Raw genomic sequence first — 21,233 nt, 5'->3', positions numbered from 1 at the left:
GAAGTCGTGCTAGTACGGAGGCAGTTAACTGTCAAGCGTCAACAATTAGCTGTTAGCTTGCAAAATCTCCTCATCCACAGAAAAATCAATTTCGGCTTTATCGCGTCCAGAAGCAAGATAATCATTTTTTAACGAGTCTCTTAAACCAGAAATCAGGTCATACTCGGGTTGCCAATTTAATTCTGTTTTCGCTTTATCCACTGAAGCAAAGAAGTGTTGCGCCCGCAGGGGAAAAGCTTTACGCTTGCCGAAATCAAATTTTTTGGGGTCGTAATGCACAATTTTTATTTCATCAGCAGATTTGCCAGCAGCGACAGCACAGGCGCGGGCTAAACCATCAAAAGTGACGAAGCGATCGCCGGACACGTTGTAAATTTGTCTAACCGCCGTAGGATTGCCCAAGACTTGCGACATTGCCCTTGCTAAGTCTTTTACATGACCAAGTTGCGTGATGTGTAAGCCATGACCTGGAATCGGAACGGGACGGTTACGCACAATTCTGTCAAAAAACCAGGCTTCCAAATCGTTATAGTTCAGGGGACCGTAAATGTAGGTGGGACGAATTGAGGTAAAGGGCAATTTCTGTTGGGTTAAGTAGGCTTCGGTTTCATGCTTACCTAAGTGGCGACTTTTTGGATCGATAGCATCGCCTTCCACATGAGGCATTTGGTCTGATTTGAGATACACTCCCGCAGAACTCATGTACACAAAATGTTGTACACGGTCTTGAAAAATTTCTGCCAATGGTTGAGTATCAGTAAGTTCCCGTCCATTGTTATCAAAAATGGCATCAAAATTTACGGATGATAATTTTTCTTTTAACTGGCCAGCATCAGTGCGATCGCCGATAATTTGCCCTACCCCTTCAACGGGTGCAGGACGGTTCCCACGATTAAACACTACCACTTCATGTCCTTGTTCTACCAGCAGTTTAGTTAGGTAGACACCAATAAAGCGCGTCCCACCCACAATTAGAATTCGCATAAATTCCCAATCTTAAAGTTGCCTTATCAAGGGGCTAGGGACTGGTGAGGTGGTGACTAGCAACTGGAATCAATACCCAGTACTTAGTACCCAAGACCTAGTATTCAGTCCCCACTTTGAGGTTATCAGGTTGCGGCATTTCCTTGGAACCTCTTTAAAAAGGATTACGTCTTTTGCTGAAGTGGGGCGTTGCCCATTCATTCCGTGGGAAACTTTCAGTCAACTAACCTCTAACTCCCGCCTTGCGTGTTCTCTACCAACTATAGTTAGCTGTGCCTTTGAAATGTGCCCTTGTTCATGAATGGTTGACACCTCAAGCCACTGGTGGTTCAGAACTCGTTGTGCGAGAAATTCTCAACCACATCGATGCTGATTTGTTCGCCCTCATCGACTTTGAATCAAGTAACCCAGAAAGTTACTTATATCAGCAGAAGATTGGCACAACGTTTCTTCAGCACTTTCCTTTTGCCCGTAATGGTGTACAAAAATACTTACCTTTGTTGCCACTAGCAATCGAACAACTCGATTTACGGGCGTACGACGTCATCTTGTCTTCATCTCACGCTGTTGCTAAAGGAATCCTGACGACTTCTGAACAGTTACATATTTGCTACTGTCACAGCCCGATGCGCTACGCCTGGGACATGACTTTTGATTATCTGAGGCAAAGCAAACTGGGAAGCGGTTTAGCTGGTTGGATGACGCGGTATTTACTGCATCGTCTGCGTCAGTGGGATGTCTTGACAGCAAATCGAGTTGATTACTTTATTGCTAACTCAAAGCATACTGCTCGTCGTATTTGGCGCTGCTATCGAAGAGAAGCAACAGTCATTTACCCGCCAGTTGATATCGAGAGTTTTCCATTTGTACCTCAAAAACAAGACTATTATCTAACCGTTTCCCGGTTGGTTAGTTATAAACAAGTATGTTTAATAGTCAGGGCTTTTAATAAATTGCAACTACCTTTAGTAGTAATTGGGACAGGACCAGAGATGAAAAAAATCCGGAGGATAGCAAAATCCAATATACAAATACTGGGTGGCAAGCCAATGATATGGTAAAAAAATATGGCTCATGCCAAAGGTTTTGTATATGCAGCTTGCGAAGATTTTGGCATTGCCTTGGTGGAAGCGCAAGCTTGCGGCACTCCGGTAATCGCCTACGGTGCAGGTGGTGCTTTAGAAACTGTGCGAGATGTACGCGAACATGGCGATCAGGGGACTGGTATATTCTTCAAGGAGCAAACAGAGGAGGCATTGGTAGACACAATAAAACAGTTTGAAATTTCTCAAGGAAAATTGAATCCTGAATGTGCGCGACTGCACGCCGCTCAATTTTCCCCGCAAATCTTTGCACAGCGTTACCTAGACTTTTTAAATAACTGTACACAAACAAGACCATCACCTGAGTGATGGTCTTGTTTAGCAAGCTTTTGGAAATTTGACCCCAGAAGCACCTCCTTTTGGCTTTAAGATTGGGACTATGTGTGGTGTGGATTGTAAGGAGTATGATGACTGCCCAGAGCTCACTCCTCTCCGGGAAGCGATCGCGTAGTACGCCCGGTACTGGCCGCTGTTTTAAAAGCAGCGTCCGCCTGTCCGAAGGACGGGCACAACCAATTGAAGCAAAGTTGCCGTTGCTCCGGCGATTGCCCTTTAGGGCATTGCCTTCCCTGCAATCGCATAGAGCGTCTTTACGCCCAAGTCGAACAAACGTGACTGCCCTATTACCGCTCCCCAGGGCAGGTGTTTCGGAGACAAATGCCTCGGCAATATACAGACGCTCGCGTACTTTCTTCAAACGCGGTCAACAGAAAAAGACGCCTAAAGTTCAAACTAAAGGTCTGTCTTTTCAGATTTTAAACGGAGAGTTTGCTAAGCGACTATTCGACATTCTGTTTTCCCTGTTGGTGCTAATTTTGTTTTCTCCTGTGTACTTAATTTTGGCCTTGCTGATTGCTTTAAGCTCAGAAGGTCCAATTTTTTATATACAAGAACGGGTTGGTAAAAATTACAAACCCTTTAATTGTATTAAATTCCGAACAATGGTCACTAATGCCGACGAAGTCCTAGTGCAAATGATGCAAACATCTCCTCATTTGCAGCAAGAATTTGAGGCAAATTTTAAACTCAAGCATGACCCGCGAATTACGAAAATCGGTCGTTTTTTGCGAATCACGAGTTTGGATGAATTTCCTCAATTCTGGAACGTTTTAAAAGGAGACATGAGTGTTGTCGGTCCACGACCTTTAGTAGCAGAAGAACTACCCAAGTATGGTTGTCACATAGATCAGATTTTAACTATCCGACCAGGAATTACTGGATTGTGGCAAGTTTCTGGACGCAATGATATCCCCTATCCTAGGCGGGTTCAAATAGATCTGTATTATGCCAAGTTCAGAAATTTTGCGTTGGATTGGTGGATAGTTTTTAAAACAATTGGTGTTGTCGTTATGCCTAAAAACAATGGGGCATACTAAGCAATTCAAAGTTCAAAACGGGACTTGCCAATAGTAACTAACATCCTGTCGGTGCTTTTACAAATTAAATTCGTAATACTTAACCCGTGATTTCTAATTCGTAATTCGTAATTGAAGTCGTCATTATGAATTACGAATTTTTAATCATAAATTATTGGTTGGCAGCAATTTAACTACTAATACCAATTCTCTGTGAGGTTGCGCCAAATAAATTTTGTAGAGACTGTACTGTCTCTACGATCAGGAATCAGTAGGTCAGCGTAAATAATTAAAGGCTTCGCCGTGAGTTCAGCCGAACGGTATGTAGTAAGCGCTGTCTACGCGCCCGCAAGAGCGGCTGTACCGTGCGACCTCCGTAGGAGGCACGCGCTTTAGCCCTTACTACGAGCTAGTTTCCAAGCTTGACTTTTTTTTACATAATTTGATTTTTTCTCGCCTACTTACTTAAAGCGCATCTTCATAAAGAAATGGTATAGCTTACATTTTCTCTAATTTTAAGATAATTTTACATTACCTCAAAGTTATATAAAATTTTGATGAAGATAAAAAAAATTTACAGAAATAACATGAAACAATCTGCATAGGGTAAGAGGGGCTTGTTGTAAACTTACAAATCGGCAGATTTACTTATAATAATCAGCTAGCCTGCAAGTGAGACTCGTAGGTTTCCCGTTGGGAAATTGAGCAATTACCTGTTAGGTTGTACCAGGTCGCCTGTGTTGATCTATTCAGTAACGACAAGGAATAATAAAGCATGACGCAAAAGAAGCGAGCGTTAATTACTGGTATTACCGGTCAAGATGGTTCATATCTCAGTGAGTTTTTACTAGAGCAAGGATATGAAGTTCATGGTATAATACGCCGGACATCCACTTTCAACACCGATCGCATAGATCATATTTACGAAGACCCTCACAAAGAGGGAGTCCGCTTATTTCTACACTATGGTGACTTGACGGATGGTACCACGCTGCGCCGCATTCTAGAGGAAGTTCAGCCAGTAGAAATTTACAACCTAGGCGCTCAATCCCATGTACGGGTAAGCTTTGATTCTCCAGAATACACCGTAGATTCAGTAGGAATGGGAACGCTGCGTTTGTTAGAAGCGATTCGTGACTATCGGCATCGCACAGGTATTCAGGTGCGGTTCTACCAAGCCGGTTCTTCAGAAATGTATGGCTTGGTACAAGAAGTTCCCCAGAAAGAAATAACTCCGTTTTACCCCCGTAGTCCTTATGCTTGTGCTAAGGTTTACGCTCATTGGCAAACAGTAAATTACCGTGAATCTTACGGTATGTTCGCGTGTAATGGCATACTTTTTAACCATGAATCGCCTCGGCGGGGTGAAACATTTGTTACGCGTAAGATTACAATGGCAGTTGCCAGAATCCTTGCCGGCAGACAGAAAAAACTTTACATGGGTAATCTGGATTCCCAGCGAGACTGGGGCTATGCGAAAGATTACGTTAAAGCAATGTGGTTGATGCTACAGGAGGAACAGCCGGATGATTATGTGATTGCTACTGGTGAAACCCATTCCGTGCGCGAGTTTCTCGAACTGGCGTTTGGTTATGTGAACCTCAATTGGGAAGAGCATGTGGAGTTTGACGATCGCTATCTTCGTCCGGCTGAAGTAGATTTACTGATTGGTGATTCTAGTAAGGCACAACAAAAGTTGGGTTGGAAACCATCGGTCACATTTGAGCAGCTCGTAGCCATTATGGTAGAAGCTGACCTGCAAGCCTTGGGACTGAGTTCGCCAAATGGTAAGGTCGCAAAAGTTTTGCAGGATAATGCCATGATTCGGCAAGAACTGGGTGCACTCCACTTGTGATTTACACCAACGAGGAAGAAAATATGAACGCCTTAGAACTGAAGAACAAAAGAATTCTCGTAACTGGTGGAGCTGGTTTTTTGGGGCGTCAGGTGATAGACCAGCTATCTAAGGCTGGAGCTGATCGCGATAAAATTACGGTGACGCGATCGCGCGACTGCGACCTACGTGTCCTAGAAAATTGCCAACGAGCAGTAGATCAGCAAGACATTGTTATCCACTTAGCAGCTCACGTCGGCGGTATCGGTCTGAACCGTGAAAAACCGGCTGAATTGTTCTACGACAACTTAATGATGGGAACCCAGTTGATTCATGCATCCTATCAAGCGGTCGTAGAAAAATTCGTATGCGTTGGCACCATCTGCGCCTATCCGAAATTTACCCCAGTTCCATTCAAAGAAGATGACCTGTGGGAGGGCTACCCAGAAGAAACCAACGCCCCTTACGGAATTGCAAAAAAAGCTCTTTTAGTCCAACTACAGGCTTACCGCCAGCAATACGGCTTTAATGGCATTTACTTGCTACCCGTGAATTTATACGGACCAGAGGATAACTTTGACACCAGAAGTTCTCACGTTATCCCAGCGCTGATTCGCAAAGTTCACGAAGCGCAGATAAAGGGAGAAAAGAAACTCCCAGTTTGGGGTGATGGTAGTCCCACCCGCGAGTTTCTCTATTCAGAAGACGCAGCGCGAGGTATTGTCATGGGTACTCAATCCTACAATGACGCTGAACCTGTAAACTTGGGAACTGGTTATGAAATCTCCATCCGTGACTTGATCAATCTTATCTGTGAGTTGATGGAGTTTGACGGCGAAATTGTTTGGGAAACCGACAAACCCAACGGTCAACCCCGTCGCTGTTTAGATACCGAACGGGCGAAGAAAGCCTTTGGATTCACCGCTCAAGTAGACTTCAAGCAAGGGTTGAAGAATACGATTGAGTGGTGGCGTCAGCACGGCGCATAGTTGACCTGAAAGGCTCAGATTCCCGACTTCTTGAAGAAGTCGGGAATCTTGTTGTTCACACGCATAAAATTGTCACGAATACCCCTTAACTGAACGGTATTGATTCAAAAGTGCAATTTTAGGAAAATTTCAGATTTGTGCTGTCTCGCCCATTCAATGTCCCAATCCACAAATCCAAGGCTGCGGTAAAGTTTTGATGCTACCTCGTTAGCTGTCTGATGGCTCGTCGCGATTAACTCAACTTCTGCGTGCAGCTTGAGACGCCTTATCACCTCCAACATAGCCCCTCGTCCGTAGCCCTGTCGTTGATATTTGTGGTCAATCATGAGGCGAAGAATAAAACCAACTCCAGCTGTGATTTCATACATTGTGAAGCCTATCATTGGTGACTGAGGCTGTTCCCAACCCGCAACTTTGGCATCATAAATACCTAGAGGAAACAGATTTGGGTTCACGTAAGCCTCAGCTAATGATTTCACGTTTGATGCTACAAGCCCCTTTTGAGATTCCTCCACTTCCAAGCTGATGCATTCTCGGAAATTATCGAGCGTGACCTTTCGTAAATGAACCTTAGCCAAGCATCCTCCTTTTCCTGGATACCTAATTTAACGTGAATTCGACGAACCTCTCCCACCCAACGGATCTCTTTTGTAAGGAGAGGGAGGAGCTACGTAAAAATAGGATTTTTAAGCCTCTCCCCTACAAGGGGAGAGGTTTGGAGAGGGGTCAAATTAGGATACATCGAACTCACGTTAATTTACAATTAGAACGCACAATGCTATCTAAGAAATAAGCTTTTTTAATAAACCTGTGGAGAAAGTTGATAATCAACTAGAGAAAAAAGAATTACGCAAATCGCTGCTCAAAACACGTCAGTCAATATCTGTAAAAGAGTGGAAACAAAAGAGCGATCGCATCTGCACGCACCTTTTAACCTCTCCCCTGTTTAACCAAGCAAAAACAATACTCGCTTATTTTAGCTTTCGCCAAGAACCAGACTTAAGCCTATTATTTACAGATACCTCTCACCGATGGGGTTTTCCTCGCTGCGTTGGTCAATCGCTTATCTGGCATATTTGGACACATAAAGACTCTGTAATAACTGGGAGTTATGGAATTCCGGAACCCCAGCCTGATGCGCCAATTGTAGCTCCTGATGAAGTTGATTTAATTCTCATTCCCTGTGTTGCTTGCGACTATCAAGGATATCGCTTGGGATATGGCGGGGGATATTATGACCGTATGTTGAGTTCTCCTGAATGGGTAAACAAGCCTACCATTGGCATTGTCTTTGAATTTGCCTATTTGCCAAAGCTACCTGTTGAACCGTGGGATAAACCGTTACAGGGTGTGTGTACAGAATTTGGTTTGAACCCAGTACAAATGATTGAATTTTAAGCAGATGACTCATTTGAAAATCCAAAATCGGGTATGGACTTATGGACTATTAGGGGCTGTCGCACTCGTAACGCTGTTTCCCCTGTTTTGGCTAATCAGTACAGCGTTGAAATCCTCAACAGAAAATATTTTTCAATTTCCTCCGCAGTTGTTGCCAAGTCAACCAACCATCGAGAATTTTGTCAATGTTTGGCAAACCAACCCCTTTGGACAATACCTGTTTAACAGTACCTTGGTGGCAGTGCTAACTGTGTGCCTGAATCTGATTTTTTGCGCTTTAGCTGCTTACCCATTAGCAAGGCTTTCATTTCCTGGAAGAGATTGGATTTTTATTGCGATTGTTTCCACGATTATGATTCCCTTCCAAATCGTGATGATTCCGCTGTACATTTTGACAGTTCAGTTGGGTTTGAGAAATACATATTTGGGAATGATTTTTCCTAGCTTGGCTTCTGCTTTTGGGATTTTTCTGTTGCGACAAGCTTTTATGAGTGTCCCCAAAGAGATGGAAGAAGCCGCACGTATGGATGGTTGTTCGGAGTTAGGCATATGGTGGTTCGTCATGCTTCCAGCAATTGGTCCTGCACTTGTCACTTTGGCAATTTTCGTATTTATCGGTTCTTGGAGTGACTTTCTTTGGCCGTTAATTGTTATTCAAGACGAAAACTTATACACCCTTCCTTTAGGAGTCGCGAAGCTGGCGGGTACATTTTCCTTGAACTGGCGCTTGGTAGCTGCAGGCTCAGTCATTTCTATCGCTCCAGTATTATTATTATTCCTGTTTGTACAACGCTACATTGTCCCCACAGAAACTGGTAGCGGTGTTAAAGGGTGAACTACCCAACCTTGGCTATGCCTACGGCACGCCTAACGGCGAACGCCTGTTCGGGCTTTGCCCGTGTCGAAGACATAGGTTGGGCTTCTGTACTCATAGGCGAGTGCCTCAAATGAGACTTTCGCCCCATCTTTGGTCTTACCTCCCCTCCTAGGGGGAAGCTACAGGGTAAACGCATCTTATTTTTCAAGCGCCCATTGAACAAGATGAGTTATACCGTCGCTACTTTTCGCCCCAATCAATGCAGAAATGATTTCTTTTCTAGATTTGTTAAAAAAGTTTAAAAAAGTGATTTTCGGTCGGAAAAGCCACTCTCAATGTTGAAGTAAATACACGCTTTTTTGTGCCAAGAGTTTGACTTGGTAAATTGTGTAGGCAAGTGTTGAACTTTAGCCTACTTCTATTGCCTATAAATATATGAGAGTATTATATCTTGCATCAAAGAACCAGAGTTGAGAAAAAAAGGGGTAGCAAACAAACCGATGAAAATCTTCCTCCCCTGCTCAAGAACTGCTTATTTTGATCACCTTCTCCCCACCATCAATAAGCACAAACGATAGAATCGCAATGGTGCTCTCTAATCCATCCCCAAGTTGATGAAAGCTGATCGCAAACCAACCCCCCAACTCACCTTACCCACCTTTCAACGCCCTGAATTACTCGCCCCCGCAGGTAATTGGGACTGTGCCAAAGCTGCTGTGGAAAATGGGGCAGATTCTATATATTTTGGGTTGGATCGCTTCAATGCGCGAATGCGGGCGCAAAACTTCACTGAGGCTGACTTACCCAAGTTGATGCAATTTCTGCACTGTCGAGGTGTAAAGGGCTATGTCACCCTTAATACAGTTGTTTTTCCGCAGGAAATCAGAGAGGCAGAGCAGTATTTACGCTCAATTATTGCCGCAGGTGTGGATGCGGTGATTGTCCAAGACATAGGTATTTGTCGTCTAATTCGTCATTTATCGCCAGATTTTCCTATCCATGCTTCCACGCAAATGACCATCACCAGTGCCGCAGGGGTGGAATTTGCTAAATCCTTGGGTTGTCAGTTGGTAGTACTTGCTCGTGAATGCTCGCTAACGGAAATCGAGAAAATTCAGCGCCATCTGCGTGTAGAGAGCTTGGATAAAACGTCTTTACCTTTGGAGGTCTTTGTTCACGGTGCCTTATGCGTGGCATATTCCGGTCAATGTTTGACGAGTGAAGCGCTAGGCGGGCGTTCTGCGAACCGTGGCGAATGTGCCCAAGCTTGCCGGATGCCCTACGAATTAATATCTGATGGTCAAGCTGTAGATTTGGGAAATCGCAAATATCTCCTCAGTCCTCAAGACTTGGCAGGGTTAGAGGTGCTGCCAGAATTGGTGAAAGCAGGGGTTAGTTGTCTTAAGATTGAAGGTCGCTTGAAAACGCCTGAGTATGTGGCTAACGTTACACAGGTTTATCGACAAGCGCTGGATAAGGTGATGGCGGATTTAAAAAATGTAGAGACGCACCGCCAGTCGCCTGCGGAGGGAAACCCTCCTGCAGCGCTGGCTCGCCACCTCTCGTCTCTAGAAGCGCCGGAACAAGAACGCTACAATTTGGAGATGGCGTTTTCTCGTGGACTGTACACAGGTTGGTTTCGCGGAATCAACAATCAGGAACTGGTTCATGCTCACTTTGGAAAAAAGCGTGGAGTTTACTTGGGCGAAGTCACCCGCATCAGCAACGAAAAGGTGATAGTACGGCTACAAGCCCCAATTAAGCCTGGAGACGGTGTTGTTTTTGATTGCGGTCATCCGGAAGCGCAGGAAGAAGGTGGTCGAATTTATGCGGTGGAACATAAAGGAAAACAAGCAGTACTAACCTTTGGTCGCCGCGATCTTAACCTACGACGGATACACGTAGGGGACAAGGTTTGGAAAACTAGCGATCCAGAACTTGATAAGCAATTGCGTCAGAGTTTTGCTGGAGAAAATCCGCAATTTCAGCGTCCAATTCATATAGAGGTTTATGGAGAAGTTGGTCAATCCTTAGGGGCGATTGCGCAAAGCGCAGCGCCCTTACGGGCGATCGCCCGCGACGAACTAGGTCATGTTGTCCAGGTAGAATCTGCAATGCCCCTTGAAGAGGCGCACACCAAACCCCTCACCACAGAACGTTTACAAGAACAGTTTGGTCGTCTCGGCAACACTCCCTTCTGTTTGGGAACTTTGACAAATCATCTCAAAGACGCAGTCATGGTACCTGTGAGTGAGTTGAACCGAATGCGGCGGGAAATTGTGACGCAGTTGGAAGATTTGCGTTCCCAACCTAAACGCTGGCAATTACACTCAAGCGCTTCTATAAAAGACTTACTTCCTTCCCCCTCATCCCCCTCATCCCCCTCATCTCCCTCTCTCGTTGTACTCGTGCGAAACTTGAAACAACTACAAGCTGCACTGTCCGTGGCAATCGAAACACTCTACTGTGAATTTGAAGACCCCCGTGCTTACCGGGAAGCAGTCCGGATGGTACGTGGGGCAAAGAATAAAGATGGAAAAATCAAGAATGAAAATGTTGCTTCCTCTTCAATTTTCTGTGCTGACTCTTCATCTCCCACTATCTGGGTTGCGCCTCCAAGAATTACCAAACCAGGAGAAAACTGGATTTTGCAGCAAGTGCGCTCCTGTGAGGCGGATGGCTATTTGGTGCGGAACTATGACCAACTCCAGTTTTTTGCTAATGACCGTTGCATCGGGGATTTCTCTCTCAACGTTGCGAATGCCTTAACAGCAGACTACTTTAAGCATCAATGTGGCTTGGAACGGGTGACAGCGTCTTACGATTTGAACATCACCCAATTGCAAGACCTGCTGACAAGTTGCCCAGCCCACTGGTTTGAGGTGACAATTCATCAACATATGCCAATGTTCCATATGGAACATTGTGTATTTTGTGCCTTCCTATCTCAAGGAACTGACTACACCAACTGCGGACGCCCTTGTGAAAAGCATTCTGTGAAATTGCGGGACAGAGTCGGGACAGAACATATCCTCAAAGCTGACGTTGGCTGTCGAAATACTGTATTTAATGGCACGGCGCAAACCGGAGCCGAATACGTACAACACCTGATAGAGCTTGGTGTACGAAATTTCCGTATTGAATTTGTGAATGAGACACCCGAGAAAGTGATGCAAACAATACACCACTATCAGCAACTATTGCGGGGCGAGATCACAGGCTCTCAACTCTGGCGAGAGTTAAAATTGCAAAATCAGCTTGGTGTGACTCGCGGTCCAATGGGAGTGAATGCAAGTCGTTGATCAGGCGTAGAGAGTGAAACTCAAGACACAACACACAAAATATGCCTCATATTTCCGCTACTGGATCTGTTTGTTGAGTCATGTTATTGTTTTGGGCATCTAGAATAGAAAATATATCTAAAGTATAATCAAGGAATATATCTAGAGCGGGATGCCAAATTTTATGAAATTGACCCTCAACCTGGAGGCGGAATTTTTTTTCCAACAAGGATTACGCCGGAATAAAGCAGCAAAGTTTGAAGCAGCAATAGCAAGTTTCGACAAAGCTCTTAGGTGTAAACCAGATTATTCGGAAGCCTTATCTCAAAAAGGCTTTGCTCTAGGTTCCTTGGGTCATCATGAAGATGCGATCGCTTGCTTTGACCAAAGCCTGAAATTACAATGGAATGCTTGCTGGGTTTGGCACAACCGGGGAATTGCGTTAGGCAAGTTAGAACGCTACCTTGAAGCGATAAACAGCTTTGACTGTGCCTTAGAGTTGAATCCAAATGCCGCGACTATCTGGCATAATCGCGGTATTACCTTGTGTGACTGGGGACAGTATGCAAAAGCAGTGAAGAGTTTTGAGCGCACTTTGGGGTTGCAACCAGATGCTTATTGGGCATGGAACAACAAAGGCAATGCTCTCAAACAGCTAGGATATTATAAAGAAGCTCTTGATAGCTACGACCGTGCTATTGAGTTTGACCCTGATAATGTAATGGCGTGGCAAAATCGAGGCATGAGTTTGCTCGAATGGGGGCGTTACGAAAAGGCGCTTGCAACCTTTGATCGAGTTATAGGAATTCAACCAAACCACGAGAAAGCTTGGTTAAATCGGGCTATCGTTTTGGAAAAATTACGGCGTTATCCGGAAGCGATCGCAAGCTACAAACAAGCTGCCCAGTTGCAACCATGCGATGATACCATCTGGTACAACAAAGCTCGTTGCTATGCTATGGAGAACAATATCGAAGAGGCAATTAACAACTTACAACGAGCAATTCTTTTGTGTCCAGATAAATATCTACAAATTCTTAAAAATAACTCCGAATTTGATAAAATCCGTATGGATGAACGCTTTCAGGCTATGTTCCAAGAGCAAAATTATTAGCCTGTTGACAGTTGACAGTTAAGCGTCAACTTTAAGAAGAACGCAGAACACAGAATGCAGTAATCAGAAAATCCCCACGGATAGAATCCGGAGGATTTAAGTACGGAAAAAGTTTGTTAGTCTCCACGGATCAATCCGAGGGCAGCCATACCAATGCTCAGCAACCTTAACTCTTAATTTATGACGAGAAAACGCGTTTAATATTCTGATTACTGAGTTCTGAGTTCTTTTTTTTGGTCAAGTATCCTACGACTTATTTTCTTAAGATTAACTTAATTAGGAATTTTGAAGCACAACCACTTCTAAACTAGACCATCGTTCGCGCAATACTCCAGCAAGTGCGCGTAAACCCCATAGTTCACCTTGACGATGACCGACGGCGATCGCCCCAATTTTCGTTTCTTCCACTGCTTGTTCGGCTGGGTGTCGTAACTGCCCGGTAATGTAAACATTAGCACCACGGCTTGCTGCTTCACGCACGAGCAAGTCCGTCATTGCACCAACAACAGCAATTCGTGTCACTTCAGTGGGTTCTGCTGCGGGTTCTGCTGCATCGACTTGCTCGTATCCGCCAAATATTTGATTGACACAATTACACAAATGAGCAAAGCTTTGAATTGGAACCTCTCCAATCATACCGATTGCTCTTTTGTCTTTCTCTCCCAGCACTTCTAAACCAGACATTCCCAAGACTTCTGCCAACCTGGGATTGAAAGAAAATGTCAAGCGCTCATCAAATGGTAAATGATAAGAAATGATGCCAATATCTGGTGCAAGTTGTTCTGGTTGAAGTTTCCAAGGACGATGTAGAAACAGCGCGTCTAAGTTTTGAGTTCTTACCCATTTGTGTAACTGTGCGGACGGTTCTAAGAGTAACCCCAAACGTTTAACACGACGTGTTGAAGGCAAATACACACCGCCTCTTTCCTCTTGAGAGTATAGGTCAACAGCAAAGAATTGGTTGAGAAATTCTGCTATATCTTCTAAAGAAATCGAATTGCTTCCAGTCGTCATCAGTTGTGAATTGGAATGAAGCGATTGCCCTTTGGACAGTGTGTTCTGCGCGATCGCCTGCTTGTGCGCCATCCCTTGTTTCATCAAACTCATTCTGGATGACGCGAACGGTGAGTTAATTTTATTAAATGATTAAAGATATTTTGTCAAGTGTTGCATCAGATTAGGGGCTTGCATGACACCCTTGATCCGACTAGCAAGTTCTCCATCCACAAAAAGAAGTGTCGTCGGTAAAGCCTGAACTTGGTATTGAGACGCTAATTGAGGATATTTCTCTGAATCAATTTTGACCACTTGGATGCGATCGCCCATCTGTGCTTTAACCTGATCTAGTATTGGTGCCAACGCCTTACAGTAGCCACACCAAGTTGCATAAAAACTAACTAACACAGGAGTATTTGCGTTTGCAATCAGTTCTTGAAAGCTAGAAAATTGTTTTTTAATACTCATGCTCGCTCTGAAGTTTACTGATAAGAACGGGTAAAACAAAAAAAGTATACAAATTATACTGGCACCAATACAGTTCAGTTAAGGATTGATCCTCCCTAGCCCTCCTTAAAAAGGAGGGAACTAAGCCCCCTTTTTAGGGGTTGGGGGATCTTAACAAAACTAAACACCACTAACTGAACCGTATTGATACTGGCACAATTGTACAAAATCTTTTTGATCGCATCGTAAGAACCGCCTTTCAGGATAACCCACAGCCCACACTATGGGTGAGCAAGTGTGTTCTCCCTCGTTTATACTCTAACTTCGCATGGCTATTTGTAATTCTTTGAGAAGAGTTGTATTTCCTTGTTCTTGCGCTAAGCTAAGTGCCTTTTGCAGGTCATTTCTGGCTATCTCATTGTTCCCTAATCTTTTATAGGCAAGCCCTCGATTGTAGTAAGGTTCAGAATAACTAGGCTGTATTGTCAAAGCTTGATCGTAATCTTTGATTGCGTCCTGATATTGTTCTAGAGCATAATAAACATTCCCTCTATTGTTAAATGCTTCAGGCTGTTGGGGCAAAATCTCTAGGGATTGATTATAATTTTCGATGGCTTCTTCGTATTTCTTTAGCTGATAATAAAGATTACCTATGTTATTGTAAACCTCAGCAAATGCAGGGTTAATCTCAATTGCTATATCATAATCTTCAATCGCTTGTTGATAATTTTTTAGAGTACAATAAATACTGCCTCTATTGTTATAAGCTTCAGCATATTTTGGATTTAGATTGATGGCTTGATCATAATCGGCGATCGCCTGTTGATATTGTTGCAATGCCTGATAAGCATTGCCACGATTATAATAAGCTCTTGTATATTCAGGATTAATGTCAAGAGCTTTGGTGTATTCCTTAATAGCTTGTTCATAATTGGCTAACTGATAATAAATATTGCCAAGATTGTTATATGCTTCAGCATAATCAGCCTTGGAATGAATCGCTTTAGTATAAGCTTCAATTGCTTTTTGATAGTCTTTTTGATGGAAAAACTGATTTCCTAAATTGTAATACTCTTGAACCAACTCAAAATCATTTTCAGAGATGACACTTTTGCTTTCAACCTGTGCTTGATGTTCTTGATTATGATTTTCTTTAAGTTCTTGGGATTCCTGTCTTTCAAACTGAAAATCATTCATATTTGTGAAATTTCCGCTTTCCAGAGCGTCCTGGTTGTCTTCGTTTTGAACCTTTTTAAATTTTTTTTGTTGAGATTGAGAATTATACTGTCGTTTAAATATCAAAACTGAAAATATGAGTAAAAAAAAGACAATGAATAAACTAATTATGGTAATTGTGGTGAGGTCTATCCTGGAAAAAGAATTTCCGTTCAGTGGCGTAACAGATTTAATCATTTCCGGTCATTATCGTGAAGTATAATGAAATATTTTGGTTTTATAAATAAACAACAGGACTAAGAGAGCTAATCTTCCCTGTTAGCAAATCCCTAGCCCTGTGACAAATATCAGTTACCAGTTATCAGTTATCAGTTTTTTGGTCACTGTTTACTGGTCACTGTTTTAATTCTCTTGCCGTTACGACTCTTGAGCCGTAATTATTGGGTAAGCAAGACTTGCATCGAGAACTTTAACTTTCCTGAGTTCCCAAACTATGAAACTATCGTCCATTCAACAGTGAGTTCTTTATCATTGTCGTTGTAGTAACCAGGCTGGTCGTTGTTGATAAAGTACAATCTTGCGCCTGGTTGCAAGGTAAATTCCCGCTGCAACTGCTTTCCATAAGCAATAGGTTTGTATTGAAATTCACCCTGATTTTCGATTGTGAATGCAACTAGCATTGCTGGGCGAATTTCCGTAAAGAGTAAATCTCCGTCTGCTCTCTCTTTAGGTGCCATGCTTTCATTACCATCAAAACCTACGAGCGCATTAAACTCATTAGGACCGTAATTCCAATTGCCCTCAACCTTAAGTTTTACTTTAATCGGTTTGTCTTGATCGTTAGCAATATAAGGTAACTTGCCGTTAGCCCAAAGTGTGCGAACAAATTCCTTTCTATCGGTGATAGTATCCTGTTCCTTCGTTTGTAGACCAGCGTTTGCATAAACAATGAGTTTATAGCTTCCAAGCTGGATTGTATTAACGGGACAAGCAGGACTAGCATCAATTTCCTCTACTTTGCGAACCCGACGAATCAGAACAATCTCCTCTTCTCGTCTGACAATCGTACGAACTGGAGCTACGCAAACGATGTCATTTCCAGGGTTACGTCCAAAACTATCGAAGCTCAGGGACTCAACATTCAGTGAAATGAGTTTGCCAGAATCCGAATTTTGAGAGTTCATAAATTTTTCCTGAAACTGTTTTGTTTTTAGAGAGAGAAAAGCTGAAATTTTCTCTTTAAGACTACATCTGTCCTCTTGTTGAACCTAACTCAACTCAGTGGTGTTGACTGGACAAGCTGGACTTGCTTCAATTTCTTCTACCTTGCGAACTCTACGAATAATCGTAATTTCTTCTTCTCGGCGCACAATAGTGCGGATGGGTGTGACGCAGACGATATCCGTTTTAGGATTGCGAAATGAGTCGAAGGTTATTGTATCTATAAATGGTGGTATAAATTGGGGTGGTTTTGGGATATCTGGTGTTGAGTCAGGTGGAGTCTCAGGCGTTGTTTCTGGAACAGATTTCAAGTGTAATGAGGTATAGACACAACAATTGGAGTCGAAAGTATGACGCTCTGCATAGAACATCCTCAGGTCATACTGTTGCCCAACTTGCAGAACCAGTTCTAGATATTCGTCGGCTTGTTGAATACCTAAATCCTCTCTAAGTCTCAATGCCAACGTAGTGGATTTGTTTGCAGCTCGGTTTTTTGGGTTTGTCAGTCTCAAATCAATCTCTTGCTCTGCTGATTCATGAAGTCCCCCGAGATCAATAACCAATTTGCCATCAATGAAAATCCACAGGTCATCATCCCCATAAAATTTAAAATATTCTGTGCCCTGATAAGTAAAAGTTGTTACTGCCTCAAGAGTGAAATGGTAATTGTGTTGTTTTGAACGGTCATCAAAACGAAACCTTCCTTCCACATCTTCCCAACTAAACGGTCTTCCATCCTGATGCTTCAGGACACCCTCATTTTTTTCTATTGCTTTACGACCAATTGGAGTTAATTGGTGCTGACTATCAAAAATCTCCTCATACAGCGTGCCAAATGTCTCTTGTTCCCCATCTAGTGGGAAAAATGAGCGACTCTCAAATTTATAGTTCCCATCACCAGTATGTTCCAACACCAGTGGATACACAAACGATTTATTCACGCCGGGAACATCTCTGTACCACTGATCAAAACACTCTGCTTGACCTGAGGTTGATAAATGGTGATGCTGAAGATTATAAATTGGCTTTCCATCAGCACTCAACCTGACTTGCACGATCCCCGTTTCCGGCTTGCGTAGATTATCCTGATTCCACAGTGTGAAACGATCTGTCTCAAAATCAGGATGGTCAGCTCGAAAGTCTCGAGCGATCGCATTGATAGTTATTTTATCCGGGTGATCACTCATAGCTCTGTCCCTTTACTATCTTAATTTATTAAGTAAAATACTTTTACCATTGCACACAGACTGTTTCCCAGCCTTCTTTTGCAACCATACAGATTTAACCAGATTTAACAGTCTGTGCAAATCCAAAAACTGTTACAGTTATAGACCGCTCTCGCCTTCTTCTAATTTAGAAAAAACGAAAACATCCAAAAATAGAGAAAGTCCAATAAAGTAGAGCAGCCAGAAAACAGCTTTTCTAAGGATGCACCAGTTGTCCACATCATCCACTCCTAAATGATTGGCGTGACTTTGAACAACTGAATGCATATTCTCTAACCACGCTAGATAGTTCAATTCTAGTTTCGGCTTAATTCTTGCTTTCTGGTTTTCACTAGCCAATTCCTACCCTTTGTTGTTGAGCTGGTGCGCCTTCTAGTTGAACCTGGCTCAACTGAGTTGTGTTCACTGGACAAGCTGGACTTGCATCTATCTCTTCAACCTTACGAACTCGACGAATCAAAACAATCTCTTCTTCTCGTCTAACTATCGTACGGACTGGAGCCACACAAACAATGTCGTTTCCTGGGTTGCGTCCAAAATTATCAAAACTTAAAGACTCGATATTTAGCGAAACTAATTTGCCTGATTCCGAATTTTGAGCACTCATAAATCTCTTTTTTGTAGTTACTTCAGATGATTGAGTTTGATTAGGTTGATGTACCCTCTAATTGAACCTAACTCAACTGAGTTGTGTTTACTGGACAAGCTGGACTTGCATCTATCTCTTCAACCTTACGAACTCGACGAATCAGAACAATCTCTTCTTCTCGTCTAACTATCGTACGGACTGGAGCCACACAAACAATGTCGTTTCCTGGGTTGCGTCCAAAACTATCGAAACTTAAAGACTCGATATTCAACGAAACCAATTTGCCTGAATCCAAATTTTCAGCGCTCATAAATCTCTTCCTTGTAGTTGCTTCAGATAATTGAGTTTGATTAGGTTGATGTACCTCTAATTGAACCTAACTCAACTGAGTTGTGTTCACTGGACAAGCTGGACTTGCATCTATCTCTTCAACCTTACGAACTCGACGAATCAGAACAATTTCTTCTTCTCGTCTAATAATCGTACGGACTGGAGCCACACAAACGATGTCGTTTCCTGGGTTGCGTCCAAAACTATCGAAACTTAAAGACTCGATATTCAACGAAACCAATTTGCCTGAATCCGAATTTGTAGAATTTTGATTGCTCATCAATTTTTTTCCCGTGACTCTTAAATTTTTTAAAGTTGACACTTGAAATCTTAGCACAAACCACTAGAAGATAAGGAACTACCAGAAAAGAAAATATACATATAATAAAAATGGATAACTTACGCAACTGGCATCGGGAAGTATTTCTTAAGAGTTATCCGACAAAGGGGTATGAAGAAACTACCAATGGTAGTCTCTTCATACCCCTTAACGTCATAATTTTATGATTGACTGTCTTTTGCCATACAATCAAGTAAACAACTTAACTCAAATCATTAAGTTCACCAACTTTTATTACTGAAACTGTCACATCTCCATCATTATCCCCAATTTCAACATCAAAAAAGAAGGCACAAAGTGTTGAGGTTTCTGATACAGCTAAGGTCAGAGTATCGTCATAACCGTTCAAAGTAGACCAGCCTGCTGGAACCTCTATATTAGTTTTTAGATTCTTGAACTTCCCACCATAAATCCAGAGCATTACTATAGGTTCACCCTTCTGAACATCGCCTTGAACATAATCAAAAGAACCTTTCCGAATTCTGATAACGTGAATCCCTGGCTGTAGTTCTGTGTTAACTCCTGTGTTTTGAATCTCAGTCATACGCTGAGAAAAGAGGTGGTAGCAGTTCTTTTTACTGTTAACCACTAAATCTGTAATATTAGTTGTTTGAGTTGTTGCTTGAGTTGCAGTTGTCATTGTTTTTAATTCTTATGGAGAATGTCATTGTGTAGAATTGCGTTGTTAATTGCAAAAGAAGGGAACGGAGAACAGGGAACAGGGATTCTCTGTTCTTTGTTTTGCGTAAAGAAAATGCGCGTTATGGGTTGAAAGCGAATTTAGAAAAAAGATTTTTTATGTCCTTTGGACACGCTGCGCGAACGAGACGTGGAGTGCTTCGGAAAAACGGCTTCCAAGCTTCAATCCCACAGTTTTTAGTGTGGCTCCCTGTTCCCTCTGAGTTCAATTTCATAAGGTACAGTAAATCAGGATCAAAAATGCTGCTCTTTATATACTTTTAAGATTTTTTGACCTCTGATATCATGTCTAGGTAATTAGAAGTTTCTTGATTGTTGCTAGAGGTTCCTTGTTTTTAAATATAAATACTTAAATTTTTAAGTAGCCCTCATAAACTGCGTACACCCTATGGCTGACGCCACACCTTACGGCTATCGGGTATGTGCAAAGTGCACGCAATCATGCGTTAGCAAAGCTCCTCCGTTCGCCCTTGGCGTGGCGAACCCATAGGAGGCACAGCAGTCGCCTGGCTCGGGAAACTGATGAAATGATGGCTGTTAGACTGAAGTTTGCCCGTACAAAGTATTAAAAATTCCTAAATTACTTGCTACACGAGTAGTCTAGCAGGCGCATGTTAAATCAATTGCTTTTCCAAATTACTATATACAGATTACAGTCCTAAATCCAAACAGAAAATCATGTTTAACAAAAATACAATTATTTGGTAAAAGACCATTTATAAAGTCAATCTTTAGACAGCTAAGCGGCGCAGGCTAACTGGTAATTGAGTTTGGGAGCAACTCTGCTTTACCTTACTAATTTACTAGGCATAGCCCTATCTTGTATGCCGACCTTTTTGGTAGCAGGTTACACTTCTCTAGCACGGGCACGCAAACCCTTAATCTGGACTTTTGCTTTGATGGCAATCCTAGTGATTCCCTTGGGCGTGAGCTTTGCCCGACTCGTGCGACAAGTGCAACTAGAAAGTAGTCTTCAACGGGCGCTGTTAAACAAAACTATAACCTTTCAACACTTGCAGTTACTCGGCAGTAATACTAACTGGCTAACAAATCCGCCGCAAGTGCGTCTGAGTCTGCGGGCTAAGGAACCACTAACCCCTCGGCAAATGCAGTTGTTGGAAGAATTTATCGAGCGCCAGATGGGACAACCCTGCACCCTAATATTTGAAGTCGGGCAAGTGGAAGAAGTCCGGCGAGAAGAGGCAACCAATCGACCATAATTGAGGAGCAAGTAACATCTGCCGATCGCTCTGAGCAACGTGAAGGCTCGCCAGCAGGAGGTGGCAAAGTCCCTTCACCTCGCCGCATTAGCGATTCTCTCAAGCTGCTTGCCC

19 protein-coding genes and 2 pseudogenes are annotated in these 21,233 nt (G+C 42.9%); 9 read left to right on the top strand and 12 right to left on the bottom strand.

The window, feature by feature from the left end; all coding sequences use genetic code 11:
• Nucleotides 1-45: 45 nt before the first annotated feature.
• The gene (locus tag V5G28_RS06060; RefSeq protein ID WP_332993928.1) at nt 46-984 is read right to left on the bottom strand and encodes an NAD-dependent epimerase/dehydratase family protein; all 939 of its coding nucleotides are present in this window, start codon (nt 982-984) and stop codon (nt 46-48) included.
• Nucleotides 985-1,256: 272 nt separating this feature from the next.
• On the opposite strand from V5G28_RS06060, the pseudogene V5G28_RS06055 reads away from it, so the two are divergent.
• From V5G28_RS06055 to V5G28_RS06040, 4 genes and pseudogenes are all read left to right on the top strand, one after another.
• Nucleotides 1,257-2,396, top strand: a pseudogene (locus V5G28_RS06055) (glycosyltransferase).
• Between the two features lie 359 nt (nt 2,397-2,755).
• A complete protein-coding gene (locus V5G28_RS06050) occupies nt 2,756-3,463 on the top strand; it encodes a sugar transferase (protein ID WP_332994045.1) in 708 nt (235 codons plus the stop codon).
• 754 nt (nt 3,464-4,217) lie between these two features.
• The gene (gene gmd / locus V5G28_RS06045) at nt 4,218-5,297 is read left to right on the top strand and encodes a GDP-mannose 4,6-dehydratase (protein WP_096566397.1); all 1,080 of its coding nucleotides are present in this window, start codon (nt 4,218-4,220) and stop codon (nt 5,295-5,297) included.
• Nucleotides 5,298-5,320: 23 nt separating this feature from the next.
• Nucleotides 5,321-6,265: a GDP-L-fucose synthase family protein gene (locus tag V5G28_RS06040; protein WP_332993924.1), complete on the top strand. Its 945-nt coding sequence runs from the start codon at nt 5,321-5,323 to the stop codon at nt 6,263-6,265.
• Nucleotides 6,266-6,369: 104 nt separating this feature from the next.
• On the opposite strand, the gene V5G28_RS06035 is transcribed toward V5G28_RS06040, so the two are convergent.
• On the bottom strand, nt 6,370-6,843 hold the full coding sequence (locus V5G28_RS06035) for a GNAT family N-acetyltransferase (RefSeq protein ID WP_332993921.1): 474 nt from the start codon (nt 6,841-6,843) through the stop codon (nt 6,370-6,372).
• Nucleotides 6,844-7,075: 232 nt separating this feature from the next.
• Here V5G28_RS06035 and V5G28_RS06030 point away from each other — a divergent pair, with 232 nt between their 5' ends.
• The 4 genes from V5G28_RS06030 to V5G28_RS06015 all read left to right on the top strand — a co-directional run bounded on the left by V5G28_RS06030 (nt 7,076) and on the right by V5G28_RS06015 (nt 12,875).
• On the top strand, nt 7,076-7,663 hold the full coding sequence (locus V5G28_RS06030) for a 5-formyltetrahydrofolate cyclo-ligase (protein WP_332993919.1): 588 nt from the start codon (nt 7,076-7,078) through the stop codon (nt 7,661-7,663).
• 4 nt (nt 7,664-7,667) lie between these two features.
• A complete protein-coding gene (locus V5G28_RS06025) occupies nt 7,668-8,498 on the top strand; it encodes a carbohydrate ABC transporter permease (protein WP_332993917.1) in 831 nt (276 codons plus the stop codon).
• Nucleotides 8,499-9,094: 596 nt separating this feature from the next.
• On the top strand, nt 9,095-11,782 hold the full coding sequence (locus V5G28_RS06020; RefSeq protein ID WP_332993915.1) for a U32 family peptidase: 2,688 nt from the start codon (nt 9,095-9,097) through the stop codon (nt 11,780-11,782).
• Between the two features lie 151 nt (nt 11,783-11,933).
• Nucleotides 11,934-12,875 carry a tetratricopeptide repeat protein gene (locus tag V5G28_RS06015; protein WP_332993912.1) on the top strand — a complete coding sequence of 314 codons (942 nt, stop codon included), beginning with the start codon at nt 11,934-11,936 and terminating at the stop codon, nt 12,873-12,875.
• A gap of 276 nt (nt 12,876-13,151) precedes the next feature.
• Here V5G28_RS06015 and V5G28_RS06010 read toward each other — a convergent pair whose 3' ends face one another.
• From V5G28_RS06010 to V5G28_RS05965, 10 genes are all read right to left on the bottom strand, one after another.
• On the bottom strand, nt 13,152-13,982 hold the full coding sequence (locus V5G28_RS06010; RefSeq protein WP_332993909.1) for a Nif3-like dinuclear metal center hexameric protein: 831 nt from the start codon (nt 13,980-13,982) through the stop codon (nt 13,152-13,154).
• 39 nt (nt 13,983-14,021) lie between these two features.
• The gene (gene trxA / locus V5G28_RS06005) at nt 14,022-14,339 is read right to left on the bottom strand and encodes a thioredoxin (protein ID WP_096566380.1); all 318 of its coding nucleotides are present in this window, start codon (nt 14,337-14,339) and stop codon (nt 14,022-14,024) included.
• 297 nt (nt 14,340-14,636) lie between these two features.
• Nucleotides 14,637-15,620 carry a tetratricopeptide repeat protein gene (locus tag V5G28_RS06000; RefSeq protein ID WP_336229839.1) on the bottom strand — a complete coding sequence of 328 codons (984 nt, stop codon included), beginning with the start codon at nt 15,618-15,620 and terminating at the stop codon, nt 14,637-14,639.
• Between the two features lie 365 nt (nt 15,621-15,985).
• Complete coding sequence (locus V5G28_RS05995) at nt 15,986-16,678, bottom strand: hypothetical protein (RefSeq protein WP_332993904.1); 693 nt, start codon at nt 16,676-16,678, stop codon at nt 15,986-15,988.
• An 84-nt stretch (nt 16,679-16,762) separates the two neighbouring features.
• The gene (locus tag V5G28_RS05990) at nt 16,763-17,902 is read right to left on the bottom strand and encodes a fibro-slime domain-containing protein (RefSeq protein WP_332993901.1); all 1,140 of its coding nucleotides are present in this window, start codon (nt 17,900-17,902) and stop codon (nt 16,763-16,765) included.
• Nucleotides 17,903-18,040: 138 nt separating this feature from the next.
• Entirely contained in the window at nt 18,041-18,280 is a 240-nt protein-coding gene (locus V5G28_RS05985; protein WP_096566372.1) for a hypothetical protein, read from the bottom strand.
• Nucleotides 18,273-18,548 carry a hypothetical protein gene (locus V5G28_RS05980; protein ID WP_096566370.1) on the bottom strand — a complete coding sequence of 92 codons (276 nt, stop codon included), beginning with the start codon at nt 18,546-18,548 and terminating at the stop codon, nt 18,273-18,275. The genes V5G28_RS05985 and V5G28_RS05980 overlap by 8 nt, the downstream gene beginning before the upstream one ends.
• 67 nt (nt 18,549-18,615) lie before the next feature.
• Entirely contained in the window at nt 18,616-18,840 is a 225-nt protein-coding gene (locus V5G28_RS05975) for a hypothetical protein (protein WP_096566368.1), read from the bottom strand.
• Between the two features lie 66 nt (nt 18,841-18,906).
• The gene (locus V5G28_RS05970; RefSeq protein ID WP_096566366.1) at nt 18,907-19,140 is read right to left on the bottom strand and encodes a hypothetical protein; all 234 of its coding nucleotides are present in this window, start codon (nt 19,138-19,140) and stop codon (nt 18,907-18,909) included.
• 262 nt (nt 19,141-19,402) lie between these two features.
• Nucleotides 19,403-19,840 carry a hypothetical protein gene (locus V5G28_RS05965; RefSeq protein WP_096566364.1) on the bottom strand — a complete coding sequence of 146 codons (438 nt, stop codon included), beginning with the start codon at nt 19,838-19,840 and terminating at the stop codon, nt 19,403-19,405.
• Between the two features lie 823 nt (nt 19,841-20,663).
• Here V5G28_RS05965 and V5G28_RS05960 point away from each other — a divergent pair.
• Nucleotides 20,664-21,119: pseudogene (locus V5G28_RS05960) on the top strand (TIGR00341 family protein); the annotation flags it as partial.
• Between the last annotated feature and the right edge of the window lie 114 nt (nt 21,120-21,233).

Source organism: Scytonema sp. PRP1, assembly GCF_036697665.2.
GTDB lineage: Bacteria > Cyanobacteriota > Cyanobacteriia > Cyanobacteriales > Nostocaceae > Kalymmatonema > Kalymmatonema gypsitolerans.
Note: the sequence above shows the minus strand (reverse complement) of the source record. Positions and strands in the feature narration are given on the sequence as shown.

Coding starts and splice junctions, on each gene's coding strand:
- V5G28_RS06060 (WP_332993928.1), bottom strand. CDS start 984: ATGCGAATTCTAATTGTGGGTGGGACGCGCTTTATTGGTGTCTACCTA.
- gmd (WP_096566397.1), top strand. CDS start 4,218: ATGACGCAAAAGAAGCGAGCGTTAATTACTGGTATTACCGGTCAAGAT.
- V5G28_RS06040 (WP_332993924.1), top strand. CDS start 5,321: ATGAACGCCTTAGAACTGAAGAACAAAAGAATTCTCGTAACTGGTGGA.
- V5G28_RS06025 (WP_332993917.1), top strand. CDS start 7,668: ATGACTCATTTGAAAATCCAAAATCGGGTATGGACTTATGGACTATTA.
- V5G28_RS06020 (WP_332993915.1), top strand. CDS start 9,095: ATGAAAGCTGATCGCAAACCAACCCCCCAACTCACCTTACCCACCTTT.
- V5G28_RS06015 (WP_332993912.1), top strand. CDS start 11,934: ATGCCAAATTTTATGAAATTGACCCTCAACCTGGAGGCGGAATTTTTT.
- V5G28_RS06010 (WP_332993909.1), bottom strand. CDS start 13,982: ATGAGTTTGATGAAACAAGGGATGGCGCACAAGCAGGCGATCGCGCAG.
- trxA (WP_096566380.1), bottom strand. CDS start 14,339: ATGAGTATTAAAAAACAATTTTCTAGCTTTCAAGAACTGATTGCAAAC.
- V5G28_RS05995 (WP_332993904.1), bottom strand. CDS start 16,678: ATGAACTCTCAAAATTCGGATTCTGGCAAACTCATTTCACTGAATGTT.
- V5G28_RS05990 (WP_332993901.1), bottom strand. CDS start 17,902: ATGAGTGATCACCCGGATAAAATAACTATCAATGCGATCGCTCGAGAC.
- V5G28_RS05980 (WP_096566370.1), bottom strand. CDS start 18,548: ATGAGTGCTCAAAATTCGGAATCAGGCAAATTAGTTTCGCTAAATATC.
- V5G28_RS05975 (WP_096566368.1), bottom strand. CDS start 18,840: ATGAGCGCTGAAAATTTGGATTCAGGCAAATTGGTTTCGTTGAATATC.
- V5G28_RS05970 (WP_096566366.1), bottom strand. CDS start 19,140: ATGAGCAATCAAAATTCTACAAATTCGGATTCAGGCAAATTGGTTTCG.
- V5G28_RS05965 (WP_096566364.1), bottom strand. CDS start 19,840: ATGACAACTGCAACTCAAGCAACAACTCAAACAACTAATATTACAGAT.